This window comes from Hyphomonas sp. (assembly GCF_046313975.1).
Taxonomy (GTDB): domain Bacteria; phylum Pseudomonadota; class Alphaproteobacteria; order Caulobacterales; family Hyphomonadaceae; genus Hyphomonas.
In genome coordinates this window covers 1-18,784 of sequence record NZ_JBKBXB010000052.1, presented here as the reverse complement: position 1 = coordinate 18,784, position 18,784 = coordinate 1, and the positions used below count along the sequence as shown (strand labels likewise).

Sequence of the window (18,784 nt, the reverse complement as noted above, 5' to 3'; positions counted from 1 at the left end):
CGCTCGAGCCGGGCGCCGCGGGGCAGTTTGGCGTGGTGGTCGAGCCGGCGCCGGTCGAGAGCTTCGAGATTGTCGTCAGCTTCGTGGACCGCAGCGCGGTGCCGAATGAGCCGCCTGCGGAAGATCCGCGGGCGGAGGAACCTGCGTTGCCTGAAATCCCCGCCGAGGACCTGAACTGATATGCCTGACCTGCCGAAGTTTGACGTTGTCCTCTCCGAGGCCGACCTGATGGCGCGGGTGGATGAACTGGCAGATCGCCTCGCGCCGCGCCTTGCGGGCGGGGACTGGACGGCAGTGTCGATCCTGATCGGCGCGACGCCGTTCACCTCCGACCTGATGAAGGCGCTGGCGCGTCGTAATGTGCATCCGGTGCTGGATGTGATCTGGCTCGAAAGCTACCGCGATGCGCGTGAAAGCTCCGGCCGGGTCGTCGTGCGCGCAGACCTTGCACGCTCGGTGGAGGGCAGGGGCGTGGTTCTGATCGATGATGTGTACGATACCGGCCGCACAATCGATTTTGCCAAGGGACACTTGCTGGCCAAGGGCGCGCGCGAAGTGATCACCGTGGCGCTCACCCAGAAGCCCTGGGCGCCGCGCGGCGCAGACGGGATCGACTATTGCGCCTTTGATGCGCCGGGCCGCTACCTTGTCGGCTACGGCATGGACGATGCGGGCCTTTACCGCGGCCTGCCGTACATTGGCGCGCTTGATTAGGTGCTACTCCGCCGCTTCGATCTTCAGCAGCGCATTGCCGAGGTTGGAGATATAGACCGGGCCGCCGCCGGGCGTGTGGATCACGCCGGTGACGAGGCCGGGCATCGGGTCCCAGACAACGGAAGACAGAAGCTCGAGGCGCGGCTCGCCGGTGGCCGCGCGGCGGTCGAACTCGGCCGCGAGGGCAGCGGCCTCTTCCGTCTGTGCGGAGAAGGCGACGCGGCTTTCGCCCGAATCCGGATTGATCGCCAGCACCTGGTTTGACATCGGCGTCGCGACCCAAAGCGTGCCGTCTGCTGCCTGCTCGACATTGTCGGGCGAGGTGAGCGTGGTCAGCACCGCGCGGTCAGACAGGGCGCCGGTGGCAAGGTCCACTGTGTAGCTGGTGATGTGGCCGGCAACGGTTTCGGCGAGGAACAGCTTGCCGCGCGTCTCGTCCAGCGTGAAGCCGTTGGCGAAGAGAAGGCCGTCCAGAATGCGTTCCGGCGCGGGCAGGGGTTCGCCGTCTGCTGAGGGCGCAATGCGAAACAGCGCGCCATCCGGCATTGGGCCGTTGAGGGCGCCGAACAGGCGCACTTCGGACTGTGGCGGAGCATTCTCCGTGGACTGAGTAAACCAGATCGCTCCGGTGGAATCGCGGTGGGCATAGTTGATGCCGAAGGGGTGCTGGTAGAGGCGGGTCGTGGTCTCGGTCTCTGTATCGGTGCGCCAGAGGCTGCCGGTGAACACATCGGCGACCAGCACATGGCGCCCGTCCGGCTCGAAGGCGGCGCCGTTCGGGCCGGCGGCATAGTCCGGCGGGGAATGGCTGTAACCAGCCGCAGCGAAATTGCCAAACGGACGGATGCTGCCATCGGGCGCAATCGCGGTGAGGCCGTTCACCTGATCGACGACAACCAGCGTGCCATCGGCCAGCACGACGCCCGATTCCGGGCGCGTCAGGGTGCGGCCTGCGGGGAAGACTTCGCCATCCGCGAAACTCCAGGTGCGCGGCGCGGGCGGCGCTTCCGGCTCTGGGCTCGCGGGCGTAGGCGCAGGCGTGCAGGCGGCGAGGCCAAGACCCAGAATGGCAGCTGTCAGCGCGTGGCGCATGGTGTTCCGTCTCCCCGTTCGCGGCCTTTGCGGCCGATTCCTCGCAGGACGCTAACACGCGTTCGAGTATCCGGATAGGGCGTGCCTACCACACCCCGATATTCGGCGCGCTTGCCCAGGGTTCCTGCGGCGCGAGCGGTGTGCCTTTCTGCAGGAGTTCGACCGAGATGCCGTCCGGTGAGCGGATGAAGGTCATGCGGCCATCGCGCGGCGGGCGGGAGATGGTGACGCCGAGATCGGCAAAGCGCTGGGTGGCGGCGTAGATGTCGTCCACGCGGTAGGCGAGGTGGCCGAAATTGCGCCCGCCGTCATAGTCCGCCTCGTCCCAGTTATGGGTCAGTTCGACCATGGGTATGTCCATCTCGGTCGGGCTCTTGCCAGGCGGGATGCCGCCGGCGCGTTCGATGTCGGCCGGGGAAGCGAGGAAGACGAGCGTGAAGCGGCCAGCCTGATTGCTGTAGCGGGTGATCTCGGTGAGGCCGAGACCGTCGCAGAAGAAGCGCAGCGCCGCGTCGATATCACCGACGCGAATCATGGAGTGCAGGAATTGCGGGGATTTCATGCGTGCGATTCCTTCAGGCTACGGATGATCTGTTTCAGGTTGGGCGGCATCAGCGTGTAATAGCGATGCAGGGCAAGGGCGAGGATGCCGATGGCGATTCCCATGAAGGTGAGGAAGAAGCTGAACGTGTGGATCAGCGTGCCTTGTTCGAACACGGGCGAGCCGCCGGTGAGTTTCCAGAACGTATCCCACACCGTGTTGAACACAGCCGAAAGCGGCGCGAGGCCCACGGTCATGAAGGCGCCGCAGGCATAGATATAGGTGCCGGCACGCGGGCCTTCGGCGCGGACATAGAGATCGGTGAATTCGGCTTCCCCAACCGTTTCGGGTAACTCGCCGCTCGCCTTGCGCGACTTCAGGAGTTCGGGCGCGAAATCCTTCGTCTGCTTCCAGCGCCAGACGAGATGGGCGCCCCAGGCGATCACGGCAAGAACGAGAAAGAAGTAGACGAACATACCAGTCAAAGGAACCATCCGGGGCTGGCGCACGGAGCCCGGCCGCAGGGTTCAGGCTGTATGCGCGCTTTCATAGACGAGCATGGCGCGTTTGCGAGCCACACCCCAGTGATAGTTATGCAGCCGTCCATCGGCTGCAAGGGCCCGGTGGCAGGGGATGAACCAGCTGATCGGGTTGGCGCCGACTGCCGCGCCCACAGCCCGGGCCGCTTTGGGGGCGTCGATCCGGGCGGCAAGGGCGCCATAGGTGCATGTCTCGCCGGGCGGAATCTCGAGGAGCGCGCGCCAGACCTGGCGGCGGAACGGCGTGCCATAAAGGCAGACGGGCAGCGCCTCGCCCGCCTCGAACACGGCGGCGGCCATCTTCTCTGCTGCGGTGTCATCGCGGCGGATCGAGGCGCCGGGATAGCGGGCGGCGAGGTCAGCGAAGGCTTCCTCCTGCGGCCGGCCCTGATGTTCGAAGCCGGTGCGCGCCGGCGCGCCGTCATCGATGAAGCCGAGCGCCACGAGGCCCCGCGGGCCGATCAGCCAGGCGCCGAGGCCGAAAGGCGTGGGCGCGCGTCCGAGGGTCAGGTCAGCGCCCTTGCCGCCGGATTTGGCTTCGCCCGGGGTGAGGCCTTCATGCGCGATGAAAAGGTCGTGCAGCCGCGCCGGGCCGGAGAGGCCGGTCTCCAGGCTTGCCTCCAGAACGCTGGCGCCCTGTCTCAGCAGGTCGCCGGCCGCGCCGTGGGCGATCGCGCCCTGGAACTGTTTCGGGCTGACCCCGGCCCAGCGGGTGAACTCGCGCTGGAAATGGTGGGGCGACAGGCCGACGGCGCGCGCGGCGGCTTCAAGGTCCGGCCAATCCTGCCAGGTGTCTCCCAGCCAATTCAAGGCCGTACCGATCCGCTCATAAGCGGTGGCGCGTTCGGGAAGGGGGGCGGCATCAAACATGCGTGCAATCTGGCCCTCCCGCGCGGCCAGTTCCACCCGAAACTTGCGGGCGCGCTGCGGCAAGGCAAAAAGCCCTCTTTACCTCGCGGGGCGAAAACGCTCAGAGTGCGCGCCTTGGATCGGGGAGGTTCAACAGACCACATGGCGGACGCCCGCAGCATTATCCTGCATGAATACCCTTCCTCGCCCTTCTCGGAGAAAGTGCGCCTCGCACTGCGGCTGAAGAATCTCGCCTATTCGCGGGTCGAAATTCCGATGATCATGCCGCGCCCGGACCTGATGCCGATGACCGGCGGCTATCGCCGCACACCAGTGATGCAGATCGGCGCAGACGTATATTGCGACACGGCGATCATCCTGCGCGAGATCGAAGCGCGCTATCCGCTCTACTCCCTGAAACTGCCCGGGCATGAAGGCCTTGCCCAGATGGTAGCCGGCTGGGCCGACGGGCGCTGGTTCCAGTCGTCGGTCGCCGTGATCTTCGGCAAGATGGGCGACAGTGTGCCCGAAGCCTTCATCAAGGACCGCGAACAACTCTCCGGCCGCCCGTTCAATGTCGAAGCGATGAAAGCCGCCGCGCCGATGATGCGCGACCAGTGGCGCGCGCGCCTGATGCTGCTGGAAGAACGCCTCGCCGGTGGCAAAGGCGCGGGCAGCGGCAATTACCTGATCGGCGCCAAGCCCGGCCTCGTCGATGTGCATGCCTACATGAATGTCTGGTGGATGAAGCAGGCCGTGCCGGAATTTGCCGATGCGTGTTTCGAAAGCGCGCCGCTGACGGCCGCCTGGTATCGCCGCCTCGCCGAAGCAGAAGGCCAGACACCGGAAACCATCACTTCGAAAGAGGCACTGGAAATTGCTAAGCACGCGGCCCCGCGCCTTGTTGCGGCGACGACGCGCAACGAGCCGCAGGAATTTGCACCGGGCGAACGGGTCGCTGTGTCGCCGGACGATTACGGCATGGTCTGGGTCGAGGGCGAACTGGTGCACGCCGATTCGCAGCGCATCATCCTGCAGCGCTTCACGCCGGAAGCGGAAACGATCCATGTTCACTTTCCGCGTGCCGGCTTCCTCGTCCGCCGGGCCTGATGCCCTTGCCAAGCGGCCCTGTGCGGTTAGGCTCCTGACCATAAAAGGGAGGAGCCAACATGAAACGTATTCTGCTCGCCACGACGGCGCTGCTTGCCGCCTGCAGCCAGTTGTCCAGCGGCATTGCCGAGCCGCCTGTCACAAGCGAAGCGGCTGTGCGCGGCGAATGGTATCCTTCCCGCTACGGCCCGGACGACCGTCTCGGCGCGATGAACAATCTCTCGCCGGAGAAGACCGCCGAAGCGGCGAAGCTGATCACCACCGGCAAGACCTATGCGCTGGGTCAGGTGACCGGGAAAACGACGCCGGCCTATGGCCCGCGCACCTTCTCCATGACCATCCTTCAGCTGTCGGACGGTTCCGGCACGCCGCTTGGCGAGAACAAGGCGGTGGGCAATGACGATCTCGTCAACACCTATATCGGCATCGGCAGCCAGCTCGACGGGCTCGGCCACATGGGCATCGACCACCGATACTATAACGGTGTGCCCGTTTCGGAGTTTGTGACGACCGCAGGCCTCACACAGTTTGGTACGCACACGCTGCCGCCGGTAGCGACGCGCGGCGTGCTGCTCGACATGACGAAGCAGTTCGGCGATCCGGTTGCTCCGGGTACGGCCTTCAACAAGGCGGAGATCGACGCCGCCGCGAAAGCGGCCGGCGTGACGATCGGGGAGGGCGACATTGTTCTCTTCCACACGGGCACGATGAAATCGCAGGAAGGCTCAACCGAGCTGTCACCCGTCGAGCCAGGCCTTGGTGTCGGCGGCGCGCAATATCTGGCAGATCTCGGCGTCGTTGCTGTGGGCGCCGATACCTGGGCGCTGGAAGTGATCCCCTTCGAGAAGGAAGCGCGCCCGTTTGACGTACACCTGACCCTGCTCGCCAAGAACGGCGTCTATATTCTCGAGAACATGGTGACGCACGAACTCGCGGAAGATGGTGTGTCGGAATTCTTCTTCACCCTCGGCGCGCCGCGCCTGGAAGGCTCGGTGCAGGCAATCATCAATCCGGTCGCCATTCGTTGAAGCAAGTTCGGAGCAATCGGGATTCGATTGCGAACGGACACTTGCGCTTCAGGACCTGAGGAAGGGCACGATCTCGCCGAGCAGTGTGTCCACCATGCTGTCCGGCAGGTCGTGGCCCCAGTTTTCCAGGGCGCGGAACTGCGCGCCGGGAATGCGGCGCGCGATATCTTCACCGCAGGCGGGGCGGATCAGCGGATCGGCGGCGCCATGCAGCACCAGCGCCGGCGCGGTCACGCTGCCGAGGCGCTCATGCCAGCGTTTCTGGGCGAGCACGGCGCCGTTCTGGCGCAGGATGCCGAAGGGCCGGTCGGAACGGTGGAAATCCTCGATGGCGCGCGTACGGATGATTTCCGCAGAGTTGCGCACACCGGGCGGTGAGCCGATGCCGTGCTGTGCCACGACCGCAATGTCGCCAATGGCTTCTGCCGTGCGCACCGGCGGCAGCGCCGTCAGGGCGGCGACCGCTTCGGGTGTGGGCGGGGGCAGGGCGGGATTGCCTGAGGTCGTCATCACCGGAATGAGCTTGTGCACCTTGTGCGGGTGATCGAGCGCCATCAACTGCGCAATCATGCCGCCCATCGACATGCCAATGATATCGGCGGACGCAACGCCGACCGCGTCCAGCAGGCCCGCGGTATCGGCGGCCATGTCGTCCAGCGTGTAGGGCACGAGCTTTGACGCATCCTTGCCGGACATCACCGCCTGCATCACCTCCATCGGAGAGGGCGGGGTGAAATGCGCGATCTCGGTCGAGAGGCCCACATCGCGGTTGTCGAACCAGATCACCCGGAAGCCGGCATCGGCAAGGCCGCGCCTCAGCCCTTCGGGCCAGCGGGTCATCTGCAGGGCAAAGCCCATGACCAGCAGCACTGCCGGATCATAGGCGCTGCCCAGCGTGTCATACTCGATCTCGATTCCGTTCGTGCGTGCGCGCGGCATGCCGCCTCCTTCATCGGTTGCCGCGACCCTAATGAAAAACGCCGCCCCGGGAAGGGGCGGCGTCTGTGTGTGAGCGGAATATCCGATCAGAAGTTCAGGGTTGCCTTCGCATACACGAAGCGGCCCGAATAGCCGAATGGCGAGTAGGTGGAGAACGGCGTGTTGCCGGTCGTGTTGAGGCCCAGCGGGGCCGCATCCGGATACTCGTCGAGCAGGTTGTCCGCACCGACCGCGAGGGTCAGCTTGTCTCTCCAGGTGTAGCGGCCTTCCAGGTCGATCACCGTTTTCGGCGACAGCGTGTAGTCGAGTGCTGCGTTGGTTTGCGGCACAAGTACCTCGCCATAGCGCACCGCGCGGAGCGTTGCCCCGAACGGACCGAAATCCCAGTTCAGCTGGCCGGTGAACTTGTCCTTCGGCGCGCCTTCCTCGAATGTCAGCACGTTGACGCGGGCAAACAGGACGGGAGCGGGATTGAGCGCCGTGAGTTGCGGAACCGCCGGGATTTTCGTTACATCGGTCTTGTTGAAGTTAGCGCCGAGTGTCGCGTTGAACCGGCCGATCTCCGTTTCCGGGAAGGTGTAGTTCGCAATGATGTCGATGCCCTGCGTTTCGGTGTCGACGCCGTTGATGAAGAAGCGGCCACCGCCTGCACCGATGAAGCCCAGGTTCTGCAGATAAGCCTGCACGTTTGCGGCGGTGAGGTTTTCCGACAGCACGATCCGGTCGGTCACGTCGATGCGGTAGCCGTCGACGGTGAGGCTGAAATCGCCTGCACGGAAGACAGCGCCGAGCGCGTAGTTGACCGAGGTTTCCGCATCAAGGTCCTGCGCACCGAGGGCGCGGGCAATCGGATCATCGACAGTAAAGGTCGTGATGTCGAACGGCACGCCGTTGATGAAGTTCGTCGATGTCGTGGTGAAGTATTGCTGCTGCAGCGAGGGGGCCCGGAAGCCGTTCTGGACCGAGCCGCGGATCGCGAAGTTGTCGTTGAAGTCATAGCGCGCTGCGAGCTTTCCGGTCAGCGTTTCGCCGAAGTCGGAATAGGATTCGCCGCGCACGGCGCCCGACACCAGGAAGGCATCGGTCAGGTTGGCTTCCAGGTCGAGATAGACGCCGACCGCGGTGCGGTCCTTGTCGAGCTCGTTCTCCGGACGGAAGCCGGGGAAGACCTGCGAGCCGGAAGCGGTCGGGTTGCCATTCAGAAGCACGCCGCCATTGCGGTAGGAGTCCGGTTCACCGGCAAAGATCTCATACGTCTCGCGGCGCGCCTCCACGCCCCAGGCCACGTTGAGGTCCGAAGCGAGGCCATCAACCGCAAAGCCCTTCACGAAGGACACGTTGCCGACGAGCTGCGTATGCTCGAAGCCGCCCGCATCAAAAGAGGTTTTCGATGCCGGGCCGAGCGAGCGGTTCAGCGTGTCGATGATCTGAAACTCCATCTTGTTGGAACCATAACCGATCGATGCATCGGCGTCCCAGCCGGCCCAGTCGAAGCGGACGCCGCCAAGGGCAGAATAGTCCGTGGTCGTCGGGTTGATCTTCGGCAGGAAGCCGTTGGGGTAGATCTCGATAACGTTGCGGGCATCCTGTGCCACGCGGATGAAGCCTGCCGAGATCGTTTCGCGGTCCTGGAAGCTGGCCCAGCCATAGAGCTCTGCGCCGTTGGCAAGGTCGTAGCCGGCATTGGCGAACAGGGTGACCTGCTCGAGTTCCGGCTCGCCGGTCCAGGCGTTGAAGCGGTTGATGATCGCTTCGCTGGCGGCATTGCCCGCCGGGTATTGCTGGCGGTGGTCATAGCCCGAACGTTCGGTGTGGTTCTGGTCCTTGTATTCGCCGGTGACAGTCAGGAAGCCGCTGTCGCCGAGGGCGAAGCCTTTCCAGCCGGCAAGGGTGAAGACGTGGCCGTCAGAGCGTTCGCGGGTGACCGAGCGGCCGGGGTCCGGCACGCCGGGGGCGGTCGGCTGGATCACCGGAACAGTGTATTCTGTTTCGCGCCAGCCATAGCTGGTGGAGATGGCGCCGCCTTCTGATGCTTCCCGCAGGCGTACGTTGACCACGCCGGCAATGGCGTCAGAGCCGTACAGTGCCGAGGCGCCATCGCGCAGGACTTCGACATTGCCGACCGCGAGGTTCGGGATGGTGTTGAGGTCAACCGCGGAAGAGCCGCGGCCAATGGTGCCGTTGACGTTGACCAGCGCAGCCTTGTGCCGGCGTTTGCCGTTGATAAGAACCAGCGTCTGGTCGGGCGCAAGGCCGCGCAGCGCGGCGGGGCGCACCGAGTCGGTCCCGTCCGCGAGGGCGGGGCGGGGGAAATTCAAGGCCGGCAGGTTAACTGACAGGGCCTGGTTCAGCTCGCCGATACCCACGTTCTGGATTGCTTCGGCAGCCACCACATCAACCGGTGCGGCAGTATCGAGTGCCGAGCGGTTGGCAACGCGCGTGCCGACGGTGACGACGGTTTCAAGCTTGCGCGCAGACTCCTCGGCTGCAGGCGTTTCTTCCTGAGCGAAAGCAGGCGCAGAAGCGGCCGCGAGCGCGATGGACGCGGTCGCTGCGAAAAGCAGAGTGCGATACTTCATGGTGTCCGTTCCTTGCATGAGCGCGGGTTCAGCCCGCACGGCGTTGTGTTTCCCCTACAGGACCGTAAGTTGGGCCTCTGCGCAGGTGCAACAAGGCAGACAGGCTAACCGCACACTTTAGCCCGCATCTTGTGGCATTTCTGTCACATTTTCGCATTTCAGGTGATCTTTCAGGCCATGAAGAGAAGACTTTGCCTCATCACGGGCGCCTCGGCGGGCATCGGGGCAGAATTTGCCCGCCAGTACGCAGCCCTCGGATGGAACCTCGCCCTGACGGCGCGGCGGGCAGACCGGCTGGAGACGCTGGCGGCGGAACTCACCGCGGCGCATGGTATCGAGGCGCATGTCTTCGCCGGAGACCTTGCTGATCCGGCGGCGCCTGCCCGGCTGGTTGCGGCGCTGGACGGGAAGGGGCTGGAAGTCGACGCGCTGGTCAACAATGCCGGTTACGGTTTGCCGGGCACTTTCTTCTCGACGCGCTGGGAAGATCAGGCGGCCTTCCTGCAGGTGCTCTACACCGCGCCGGTGGAGTTGACGCACCGGCTGCTGCCGGGAATGGCGGCGCGCGGCTTCGGGCGCATCATCAATGTAGCCTCGCTGGCAGGATACGCTGCGGGCAGCGCGGGCCATACGCTGTATGCCAGTGTCAAAGCCGGCCTGATCAAGTTCTCGGAGAGTATCGAGGCCGAATGCAACGCGCTGGGGCATACGGATATTCATTGTACGGCGCTTTGCCCCGGCTTCACCTGGAGCGAGTTCCACGACGTCAACGGCACGCGCGAGACGACCAACAAGATGCCGAAATGGCTCTGGATGGACGCCGCGCCTGTCGTGCAGGCGGGCATCGATGCCGTCAATCGCGGCAAGCCGGTGGTCGTCCCCGGCGCGGCGAACAAGACCCTGGCAACGCTGACGCGCATCCTGCCGGAACCCTGGGGCCGGGCGATGGTGCGCGCACAGTCGTCGCGTTACCGAAAGCTCTGAAACGAAAACGGCCCCTCCGGGGAGGGGCCGTCTGATCCTGCTGCGAGGGGCGTCTCAGCGCCGGGCGTAGCGGTTGCGGATGAGGACAGGCTCTTCCTTGTCGCCTTCAGCATCTGCCTCGTTTTCTTCGGCGTCTGATTCGTATTCCTCTTCTTCCTCAGCCTGGATCTCTTCGTCTTCTTCGGCTTCGAACTCTTGTTCTTCGAGGTCTTCTTCGTCGTCCTCGGAGGCTTCGTACTCTTCTTCCTCTTCGGTCTCTTCCTCGGCTTCCTCTGCGTCCCAGGTGTCTTCTTCGGCGCCGGCATCTTCAGCCGTCATGTCGTCTTCGTCCCAGGTCTCGGCTTCCGCCTCGATCTCTTCTTCCTCTTCCTCTACCTCTGCGGCGTCTTCCATCATCCGGGCACGGATACGGTCAGCGGTGGGCGTTGTATCGTCGGAGCGCCAGTCGCTGGCACGGCGGCGCTGGATGACCGGGCCATCTTCGCTTGCCTCGCTCTCTCCGCTGCGGCGATCGACAAAGGCAGGCTGATGTGTTTCCACAATCACCGGACGGCGGATGGCCGGCGGCTCGAAGGCTTCCTGCAGGTCCGCCATTTCCGGCACGTCCGGCAGGGCTTCCTCAGGCGTCACAGCCTCGTTGAAGAATCTCTCCCAATAGGCCGCCAGGATTTCGGCCTGCATGTCGCGCTTCTGCAGGCGACGCAGCTCTTTCCATTTGCGCACCTTGACGCCTTCGATGCGGAAGCTGTGGCGCATTAGGTCGGATTGTCCGTACCCGGTATAAGTGAGCGCCCGGCCGCGGAACGGACGGAAGCTGAGATAGGCGCGGCCCGAGTCCGAACGCTCGCCATCGCTGCCGGGAAGGGTGGCATAGAAATAGGAGATATCCAGCGGCCCGCACCGCATCATCTCGACGGGCGACTGGCTCATCACATTCAGGTTGCGGTCAAAGATCTGGCCGGAGAAAGTGTAGCCATAGCCCTGCGGCCTGATCTGGATCAGCGTCAGGCGGTTGCCATTCTCGTCATCATGCTCGGCCTGCAGCCAGAGGCCTTCCAGGTAATGCTGGCCCAGCACCATCCGGCGCAGGAAGCCCATCCGGAACAGCAGCGGGAAAACCGCGCCACTGATCGTCAGCGAGACCAGCACAGCCGTCAGGGCTGCACCGGCTGTCGCCGCCCAATAGGCAGGCGTGAGGCTGCCGGTCGCGGCCGCGATCATGCCGGAGGCGACGGGCCAAATCGCAAAGACAGCGCCCATCAACAGCGCTGTGGTCGTGACATTCGAAATCATCCTGAAGCGGGAATAAGGGGTCATCCGGCGGGCCGTTCCTTTGTGACTCGTTACCAATGTCGGGGAGTTAGGGCTTCTCGCCCCAATATTCTGTTAAGAAACTGAAGGTTAACGAAACCTTATTCAACCGCCTGCTGGTTAACGCGACTTGCGGTAGCGTTAACCTCCCTCAGGCGCGCGGTTTCTCGGCGTCCCGTGATGCTGCGCCGCACAAAATCGGACTGGCAGCGCGCCAGCGCGCGCCTATAATGTCTCTCAGACAAAGATATGCGAGGGAGTGGCAAATGGGTGAGGCAGGCACACTGACGGCGCCGGTTCAGATGAAGGGTCTTGTCCGGGCAATGGCTGAGGCGTCGGCTGCGGTCGAAGCCTATGTCGATGCCGCGACCCGCGCGGCGCGCGCCTCCCTGTCGCTGCCCGATGGCAAGCCTGACCGCGCCGCGTTCGAGCGCCACCAGCACCGGGCGCATGGTCTCTCCTGGGTCGCCACCTATCTCGAAACGCTGCGCCAGACTGCCGGCTGGGCTGCGCGTCTGGAAGCCGAAGGCCAGTTCGGCGAGATCGAGGCGCTGCTCTCGCAGATCCTGTTCGGTGAATATTGCGCGCAGCTGCGCGGCGGCATTCCGATGAACCAGGGCGAAATGGTGCGCCCCGCCGATCTCGGCTGCGGCCCGGCAGAGACCGCGCTTCTCGCGCATCCCGCCATCGAGCGTTTCATCACCGAAGGCAAGACGCCGGAAGCTATGGCCGCCGCCGCCGCACTGCTGCCGGACGCGCTGACGCGTCATACGGCCGAGCGCACGGGTCTCGACGAGACGATGGAAATGGTGCGCGAGCAGTTCGCGAAATTTGCCTCCACGCGCATCAAGCCCCACGCCCATGGCTGGCACCTGCGCAACGAATACATCCCGATGGACGTCGTGAACGAGATGGCCGAGCTCGGCGTCTTCGGCCTCACCATCCCGGAAGAGTTCGGCGGCCTCGGGATGGGCAAGACGGCGATGTGCGTTGTCTCCGAGGAGCTTTCGCGCGGCTATATCGGCACCGGATCCCTCGGTACACGGTCTGAAATTGCAGCCGAACTGATCCTGATCGGCGGCACGCCGGAGCAGAAGGACAAATGGCTGCCCGCGATCGCCTCCGGCGAAATCCTGCCGACGGCTGTCTTCACCGAGCCGAACACGGGCTCCGATCTCGGGTCGCTGCGCACGCGCGCCGTGAAGTCTGCAGACGGACAATATTACGAAGTCACCGGCAACAAGACCTGGATCACGCATCCTGTGCGCGCGGACCTGATGACTCTGCTTGTGCGCACCGATCCGGCCACCAACAATTTCTCCGGCCTCTCCATGCTGCTGGCCGAAAAGCCGCGCGGCACCGATGCCGAGCCGTTCCCGGCAGAAGGCATGACGGGCGGCGAAATCGAAGTGCTTGGCTATCGGGGCATGAAGGAATACGAGATCGGCTTCGACGGCTTCAGGGTGAAGGCGGAGAACCTGCTCGGCGGCAAGGAAGGGCAGGGCTTCCGGCATCTGATGGCGACTTTCGAAAGCGCCCGCATCCAGACCGCCGCGCGCGCCATCGGCGTCACGCAGAACGCATTCGAGATCGGCCTGCGCTATGCGCTCGACCGCAACCAGTTCGGCCAGCCGATCTTCGGTTTCCCGCGTGTGTCAAACAAGCTGGTGATGATGGCGGCCGAACTTCTCGGCGTGCGTCAGCTCACCTATTTCTCGGCGCGCCAAAAAGACGGCGGCAAGCGCTGCGACCTCGAGGCCGGCATGGCGAAACTGCTCGCCGCGCGCGTCGCCTGGGCCGCAGCGGACAATGCCGTGCAGATCCATGGCGGCAACGGCTTCGCCCTCGAATACCAGATCAGCCGCGTGCTGCAGGATGCGCGCATCCTGAACATCTTCGAAGGCGCCGGCGAAGTGCAGGCGATGGTGATTGCCCGCCGCCTGATTGAAGGCGGCAACTGACGCGGCATTGATACGCGGTTTACGCGGCGTGTGCTAAACCCTTCGGGGCACCTGCTCGGAAGGGCAGGCAAGGAGGCTTCGGCATGACGGAGACGGAAATTCAGGGCGCGCCTCAAAACGCGCCGCAAGACGCTCCGGAGCGCGTAAGGAAAAAGCCGGAATGGCGCCGCCGTATGCGCGTCGCGCGCTGGCGGGGCATTCGCGAAATCCATCACAAGGAGGTGGTCGAGTATATCCGCGGGGAAGGCGAACTGACCGGCCGCTATATCTTCATGACCGTGATGTCCTGTGGCATCGCGATTCTCGGCCTGCTCCTGTCTTCGCCCGCCGTGATCATCGGCGCGATGCTGATTTCGCCTCTGATGGGGCCGATCATGCTGATGGGTTTCTCGCTGGCGATCCTCGATCTCGCCGCGCTCCGGCGGGCCGTGATCTCCCTTGCCATCGGCAGCGCCGTGGCCCTCGCCACCGCTTTCCTCATCGTCTTCGTTTCTCCGCTCACGGAAGTTACGACCGAAATCCTCGCGCGCACGCGGCCGAACTTCTTCGACCTTCTGGTCGCCGTATTCTCCGGCTTCGCCGGCGGCTATGCCGTCATCCACCGCAAGGGTGAAACCATTGTCGGCGTTGCCATCGCCACCGCGCTGATGCCGCCGCTCGCAGTGACCGGCTATGGCCTGGCCACCGGTCATTTCCTGTTTGCAGGCGGCGCCTTCTTCCTGTTCATGACGAACCTTCTGGCGATTGCGCTCTCGGTCACCATCCTTGCGCGCTTCTACGGCTTCGGCGAACGCCACAGCCCGAAGCATGCGGCCTGGCAGAATGCGCTGATCGTTTCGGTCTTCCTTGCCTTGTCGATTCCGCTTGGTCTGTCCCTGCGCGATATCGCCTATGAAGCGCGTGTGCGCGATGTGGCCCGCGAAGCAATGGCGGCGCCGTTTGAAGGCCTCGAAGTGCGCATTTCGGATTTCGACGTCACGTTTCCGCGCGCAGGCGACCATCGCATCGCGGTGCGCGCTACCGTGCTGACCCCGGAGCGGGTGCCGGCGGCTGAAGCTCAGCTTGCGGAGCAACTCAGTGAACGCTTCCGCCGCTCGGTCGGTGTCACCCTCGACCAGTTGATCATCGATGATGATATCGGTTCAGAGCGCGCGCGCCTTGCCGCCGTGGCGGAATCGTCGTTCGGCGCGCCGATGCGGGCGCAGATGGCGCAGATCGAGGCGGCCGCTGCTGACCGGCGCACGGACCGGGAACTACGCGCCGCCTTCCCGTTCGGCCTGGCCGCTGCCGACATAAATCCTTCCGCGCGCCGTGCTGTCTTTTCCGCTGCGCCGACAGAGGGTGTCTCGCTCTCCGCTTTCCGCCGGCTGGAGGCGGGCCTGCAGCGCAACTATGCCGATTGGGAAATCCGCGTCGATCCTCCGAAGGCGGAGTTTGCGCCGCTCGTGTTCAGCGGCGATGGCGCCGATCTCGGCGCAGGCCATGCCGACGCGATCGCTGATATCGTCTGGGCGCTTTCCCGCTGGAGCGTGAAGGCTGTCGATATCGTGGTCTTTCTTCCGACAGCGAACGCAGCAGCATCTTTCAACGAAGCAAGCATTGGCCATCGCCGCGCATCGGCCATTGGCGCGGAACTCGCGAGGTCGGGCGTCGCCTACACGATCACCGGCGAATTCCGGACAACCGGAAACGCAGCGCAGGACCGCGAGGTTGCGCTGCGCCGCGCCAACGAAATCCTGATCCGTCCGTCAGCAGACTAACGGATCACGCCGCCCAGCGGCGCAATGTCCGCTGGCTCGTGCTGGATGATCACCTTTGCCCCAAGGCGCTGTGCGCGCTCCTCGAATGCGGCCATTGAGGCCAGCGTCTGCTCTTCATTGAAATTGAAGCGCGGCACGCGCGAGAGCGGGCGGCTTTCGGCGCGGTGATAGAGGTCGCCGGTCAGCAGCACATAGCCGGTCTCGGGCATGTTCAGCTGCAGCGATGTATGCCCCGGCGTGTGGCCCGGCGTTTCGAAGATGATGACGGATCCGTCGCCGAACACATCCTTCTCGCCGGTGAAGGCTTCGCGCTGCAATCCGCCGAAGGCCTGGAACAGGGCAGCCTGGTCGGCATCGACCTGCGGCGCGGAACCGTCCGGCGGAATGATCACGTCAAGCTCTGACTGATGCGCGAGCCATGTGGCGCCCTGCACCTGATCGATCTGGCCGATATGGTCGAAATGGCTGTGGGAGATCGAGACATAGGTGATGTCTGCCGGCGTCAGGCCGAGCTCGGCGAGCTGGTCCGTGATCGTTGCGTCCAGCGAGACCGTGAAGATCGCCTGCGTCGTCGGGCCCGCTTCTGCGAGGATGCCGGGCAGGCCTGTGTCCCAGAGCAGGCGTCGGCCATCGGGATGGTTCACGAGATAGCAGGTATTGGTGAACTCGTCGGCCAGTCCGGTATAGTCGCCGGCCGAGGAGAAGGCATCGAGATCGGAGATCGCGATGGTGCCGCAATTGAGCACGTTGACATTCAGGGCCGGGGCTTCGGCGACTTCGGTCGCCTCCGGTTCAGCAGGCGCGGAATTGTTTGGTGTGCAAGCGGCAAGCAGGACCGCGCTCGCGGCGGTGGTCAGGAGAAGGGCGAGGCGCATGGGCGTTTCCTTTCGTGCCATTGGGTCTCTGTTCAGTCTTCGAATGTCAGTTTGCCGGGATCAGCGATCCGGTAGAAGCAGCTGTCGCGGCCCGTATGGCAGGCGCCGCCGGTCTGGAGGACTTTCAGGAGCACGGCGTCCTGGTCGCAATCGACGCGCACTTCGACCACTTCCTGAACGTGTCCGGACATCTCGCCCTTGACCCAGAGCGCGCCGCGCGAGCGCGACCAGTAGGTGGCGCGTTTCGTTTCCAGCGTCAGGCGCAGGGCCTCGGAATTCATCCAGGCGAGCATCAGCACCTCGCCGGTTTCTGCATCCTGCGCGATGGCGGCGATCAGGCCGCTGGCATCGAAGTTCGGGCGCAGCTCAGACGTTTCGTCCTGCGCGCTGCCTGTGAGGGGAGGGGGAAATCTGGTCATCGCCCCCGAGGGGTAGGAGCCCCGCTCCTTCGGGTCAAGCGGCATCCCGGGCCGCTGACAAATGGGCAGAAACAGGAATAAGGTGACCTCACAGACAAGGGAGACGAAAGATGGCGGCTTACCGGGAGATCCTCACATCGGTTTCGGACCATGTGCTGACGATCACGCTGAACCGTCCGGACCGGCTGAACGCCTGGACCGGGATCATGCAGAGCGAGGTCGAAAACGCGATCCGGGCGGGCGGGGCGGATGAGGCTGTCCGCTGTATCGTGATCACCGGTGCCGGGCGCGGTTTCTGCGCCGGGGCGGACATGAACAATCTCCAGACTATCCAGGCGAGTGCGGGCGAGCACTACAATGACAAGACGCCGGACCTGAAGCCGAAGGAGGTCTCTCCGCTAGAGCAGACTTTCCCGGGCCGGTTCGGACATATGTTCGCCTGCCCGAAGCCGATCATCGCGGCGATCAACGGACCCTGTGCCGGGATCGGCCTGATCCTGACGCTGTTTGCGGACCTTCGCTATGCCGCCGCCGATGCGAAGTTCACGACGGCCTTCTCGCAGCGCGGGCTGATTGCCGAGCATGGCATTGCCTGGCAATTGCCGCGCCTCGTCGGCGAAGCAAATGCGCTGGACCTCCTGTTCACCGCACGCAAGTTCAGCGGCGCGGAAGCCGAACGCCTCGGCCTCGTCAACCGCGCCTTGCCAAGCGAGGAGCTGATGGGCTTTGTCGGCGAGCTCGCGCATCATCTGGCCACGCAGGTGTCGCCGCGCTCGGTCGCGATCATGAAGCGCCAGATCCGCGAGAGCTATTTCCAGTCCTATGCGGAGTCTCTTGCAACTGCGGATGCCGAAATGGAGAAGAGCTTCGCGACACAGGATTTCAAGGAAGGCATCGCGAGCTTTGTCGAGCGACGCGCGCCGGCCTTCACCGGGAAATAGGAGCATCATGACCCGCCGTATCGATATAGTCGAAGTTGGTCCGCGTGACGGGCTGCAGAATGATCCGGCCAACCTGACGGTTGAGCAGAAGCTGGAATTCATCGCGCGGCTGGAAGTGGCCGGTGTGCGCCGGATGGAATCGGGCAGCTTCGTTTCGCCGAAAGCCGTGCCGAAGATGGCGGACTCGCCGGCGGTTTTCGCAGGCCTCGACCGGACGAAACCGACCCGGCATATTGCGCTCGCCCTCAACGAGACCGGCATGCGAAGGGCCATCGAGGCGAAAGCGGACGAGATCAATTTCGTGCTGGTGGCGGGCGAAGGATTCGGGCGGCGCAATCAGGGCATGAGCCCGCAGGAGAGCGCTGACATGCTGGCGAAATGTGCGCCGCTGGCGCATGAGGCGGGCATTCCGCTGACGGCGACCATCTCTGTGGCGTTCGGCGATCCCTATGACGGCGATGTCGATATCGCGGTCGTCGGCAATCTGGCGGCGCAGGCGCAGCGGGCAGGTGTGGGCGAACTGGCGCTGGGCGATACGATCGGGGCGGCGACGCCCTGGGAGGTGCGCAAACGGATCGACCGTGTACGGATCGAGGCGCCCGATGTTTTCCTGCGCCTGCATTTTCACGATACGCGCGGAGCGGGTCTCGCTAACGTTTTTGCCGCGGTCGAGGCGGGCGTGGATGTCATCGATGCAAGTTGCGGCGGCATTGGCGGCTGCCCGTTTGCGCCGGCGGCGACCGGGAATGTGGCGACGGAAGATGTCGTCTGGATGCTGGAGCGCGCCGGGTTCGAGACGGGGCTTGATCTGGCGAAGCTGATCGACACCGCGAAATGGCTCGAGACTGTGCTGGGGCACAGGGTCTCGTCCGCGCTCAGCCGGGCCGGCGCGTTTCCGGCTTTATGATTCTTGCTCGGGGGGCATCTGGTGTTGACGGCAGCGCCTGTGACCGGAGCGGCGGGGCCGTCCGGTGTTTGTGTCTGGGGCTGGTGGTGTTCCTCCCCTCTCCCCCGCAAGCGGGGGCGAGGGGGCTTCAAGAGCGGCTAGGTCGAATCGAGGATCGGGGGTTGCAATAAAGAAATGAGCTCGGCGGCGGCTTGTGCCAGACCAAAGATTGTTCCTGTACGGAGCACTGGCGCGG

General features: G+C 64.5%; 17 protein-coding genes. 8 read left to right on the top strand and 9 right to left on the bottom strand.

Annotated features, from left to right (window positions below; translation table 11 throughout):
- Nucleotides 1-180: 180 nt before the first annotated feature.
- Complete coding sequence (locus ACK4TE_RS14520; protein WP_409912250.1) at nt 181-714, top strand: phosphoribosyltransferase; 534 nt, start codon at nt 181-183, stop codon at nt 712-714.
- Between the two features lie 3 nt (nt 715-717).
- Here the strand turns inward: ACK4TE_RS14520 and ACK4TE_RS14515 are convergent, their stop codons facing one another.
- From ACK4TE_RS14515 to ACK4TE_RS14500, 4 genes are all read right to left on the bottom strand, one after another.
- Nucleotides 718-1,806 (bottom strand): SMP-30/gluconolactonase/LRE family protein, encoded by a 1,089-nt coding sequence (locus ACK4TE_RS14515; protein ID WP_409912249.1) that lies wholly within the window; start codon nt 1,804-1,806, stop codon nt 718-720.
- A gap of 85 nt (nt 1,807-1,891) precedes the next feature.
- A complete protein-coding gene (locus ACK4TE_RS14510) occupies nt 1,892-2,368 on the bottom strand; it encodes a VOC family protein (RefSeq protein ID WP_409912248.1) in 477 nt (158 codons plus the stop codon).
- Nucleotides 2,365-2,832: a hypothetical protein gene (locus ACK4TE_RS14505; RefSeq protein ID WP_409912247.1), complete on the bottom strand. Its 468-nt coding sequence runs from the start codon at nt 2,830-2,832 to the stop codon at nt 2,365-2,367. The genes ACK4TE_RS14510 and ACK4TE_RS14505 overlap by 4 nt, the downstream gene beginning before the upstream one ends.
- Before the next feature lie 42 nt (nt 2,833-2,874).
- On the bottom strand, nt 2,875-3,756 hold the full coding sequence (locus ACK4TE_RS14500) for a methylated-DNA--[protein]-cysteine S-methyltransferase (RefSeq protein ID WP_409912251.1): 882 nt from the start codon (nt 3,754-3,756) through the stop codon (nt 2,875-2,877).
- A gap of 141 nt (nt 3,757-3,897) precedes the next feature.
- Here ACK4TE_RS14500 and ACK4TE_RS14495 point away from each other — a divergent pair, with 141 nt between their 5' ends.
- Nucleotides 3,898-4,845, top strand: coding sequence for a glutathione S-transferase family protein (locus ACK4TE_RS14495; protein ID WP_409912246.1), 948 nt, complete (start codon nt 3,898-3,900; stop codon nt 4,843-4,845).
- A 59-nt stretch (nt 4,846-4,904) separates the two neighbouring features.
- Nucleotides 4,905-5,873 carry a cyclase family protein gene (locus tag ACK4TE_RS14490; protein WP_409912245.1) on the top strand — a complete coding sequence of 323 codons (969 nt, stop codon included), beginning with the start codon at nt 4,905-4,907 and terminating at the stop codon, nt 5,871-5,873.
- Between the two features lie 48 nt (nt 5,874-5,921).
- Here ACK4TE_RS14490 and ACK4TE_RS14485 read toward each other — a convergent pair whose 3' ends face one another.
- Together ACK4TE_RS14485 and ACK4TE_RS14480 are read right to left on the bottom strand one after the other, a co-directional pair.
- On the bottom strand, nt 5,922-6,812 hold the full coding sequence (locus tag ACK4TE_RS14485) for an alpha/beta fold hydrolase (RefSeq protein ID WP_409912244.1): 891 nt from the start codon (nt 6,810-6,812) through the stop codon (nt 5,922-5,924).
- 86 nt (nt 6,813-6,898) lie between these two features.
- Nucleotides 6,899-9,391 carry a TonB-dependent receptor plug domain-containing protein gene (locus ACK4TE_RS14480; protein WP_409912243.1) on the bottom strand — a complete coding sequence of 831 codons (2,493 nt, stop codon included), beginning with the start codon at nt 9,389-9,391 and terminating at the stop codon, nt 6,899-6,901.
- A gap of 177 nt (nt 9,392-9,568) precedes the next feature.
- Between ACK4TE_RS14480 and ACK4TE_RS14475 the strand changes: the two genes are divergently transcribed.
- A complete protein-coding gene (locus tag ACK4TE_RS14475; protein WP_409912242.1) occupies nt 9,569-10,375 on the top strand; it encodes an SDR family NAD(P)-dependent oxidoreductase in 807 nt (268 codons plus the stop codon).
- 54 nt (nt 10,376-10,429) lie between these two features.
- Here ACK4TE_RS14475 and ACK4TE_RS14470 read toward each other — a convergent pair whose 3' ends face one another.
- Entirely contained in the window at nt 10,430-11,692 is a 1,263-nt protein-coding gene (locus ACK4TE_RS14470) for a hypothetical protein (protein ID WP_409912241.1), read from the bottom strand.
- Nucleotides 11,693-11,952: 260 nt separating this feature from the next.
- Here ACK4TE_RS14470 and ACK4TE_RS14465 point away from each other — a divergent pair, with 260 nt between their 5' ends.
- Together ACK4TE_RS14465 and ACK4TE_RS14460 are read left to right on the top strand one after the other, a co-directional pair.
- A complete protein-coding gene (locus tag ACK4TE_RS14465) occupies nt 11,953-13,647 on the top strand; it encodes an acyl-CoA dehydrogenase family protein (RefSeq protein WP_409912240.1) in 1,695 nt (564 codons plus the stop codon).
- 83 nt (nt 13,648-13,730) lie between these two features.
- Complete coding sequence (locus ACK4TE_RS14460; RefSeq protein ID WP_409912239.1) at nt 13,731-15,407, top strand: TIGR00341 family protein; 1,677 nt, start codon at nt 13,731-13,733, stop codon at nt 15,405-15,407.
- Here the strand turns inward: ACK4TE_RS14460 and ACK4TE_RS14455 are convergent.
- Nucleotides 15,404-16,282, bottom strand: coding sequence for an N-acyl homoserine lactonase family protein (locus ACK4TE_RS14455; RefSeq protein WP_409912238.1), 879 nt, complete (start codon nt 16,280-16,282; stop codon nt 15,404-15,406). The two genes, ACK4TE_RS14460 and ACK4TE_RS14455, sit on opposite strands and share 4 nt — an antisense overlap.
- Nucleotides 16,283-16,314: 32 nt before the next feature.
- Nucleotides 16,315-16,701, bottom strand: coding sequence for a phosphoribosyl-AMP cyclohydrolase (gene hisI, locus ACK4TE_RS14450; protein WP_409912237.1), 387 nt, complete (start codon nt 16,699-16,701; stop codon nt 16,315-16,317).
- A 110-nt stretch (nt 16,702-16,811) separates the two neighbouring features.
- On the opposite strand from hisI, the gene ACK4TE_RS14445 reads away from it, so the two are divergent.
- Both ACK4TE_RS14445 and ACK4TE_RS14440 read left to right on the top strand, forming a co-directional pair.
- A complete protein-coding gene (locus tag ACK4TE_RS14445; RefSeq protein ID WP_409912236.1) occupies nt 16,812-17,642 on the top strand; it encodes an enoyl-CoA hydratase in 831 nt (276 codons plus the stop codon).
- A 7-nt stretch (nt 17,643-17,649) separates the two neighbouring features.
- On the top strand, nt 17,650-18,549 hold the full coding sequence (locus ACK4TE_RS14440) for a hydroxymethylglutaryl-CoA lyase (protein ID WP_409912235.1): 900 nt from the start codon (nt 17,650-17,652) through the stop codon (nt 18,547-18,549).
- Nucleotides 18,550-18,784 lie beyond the last annotated feature (235 nt).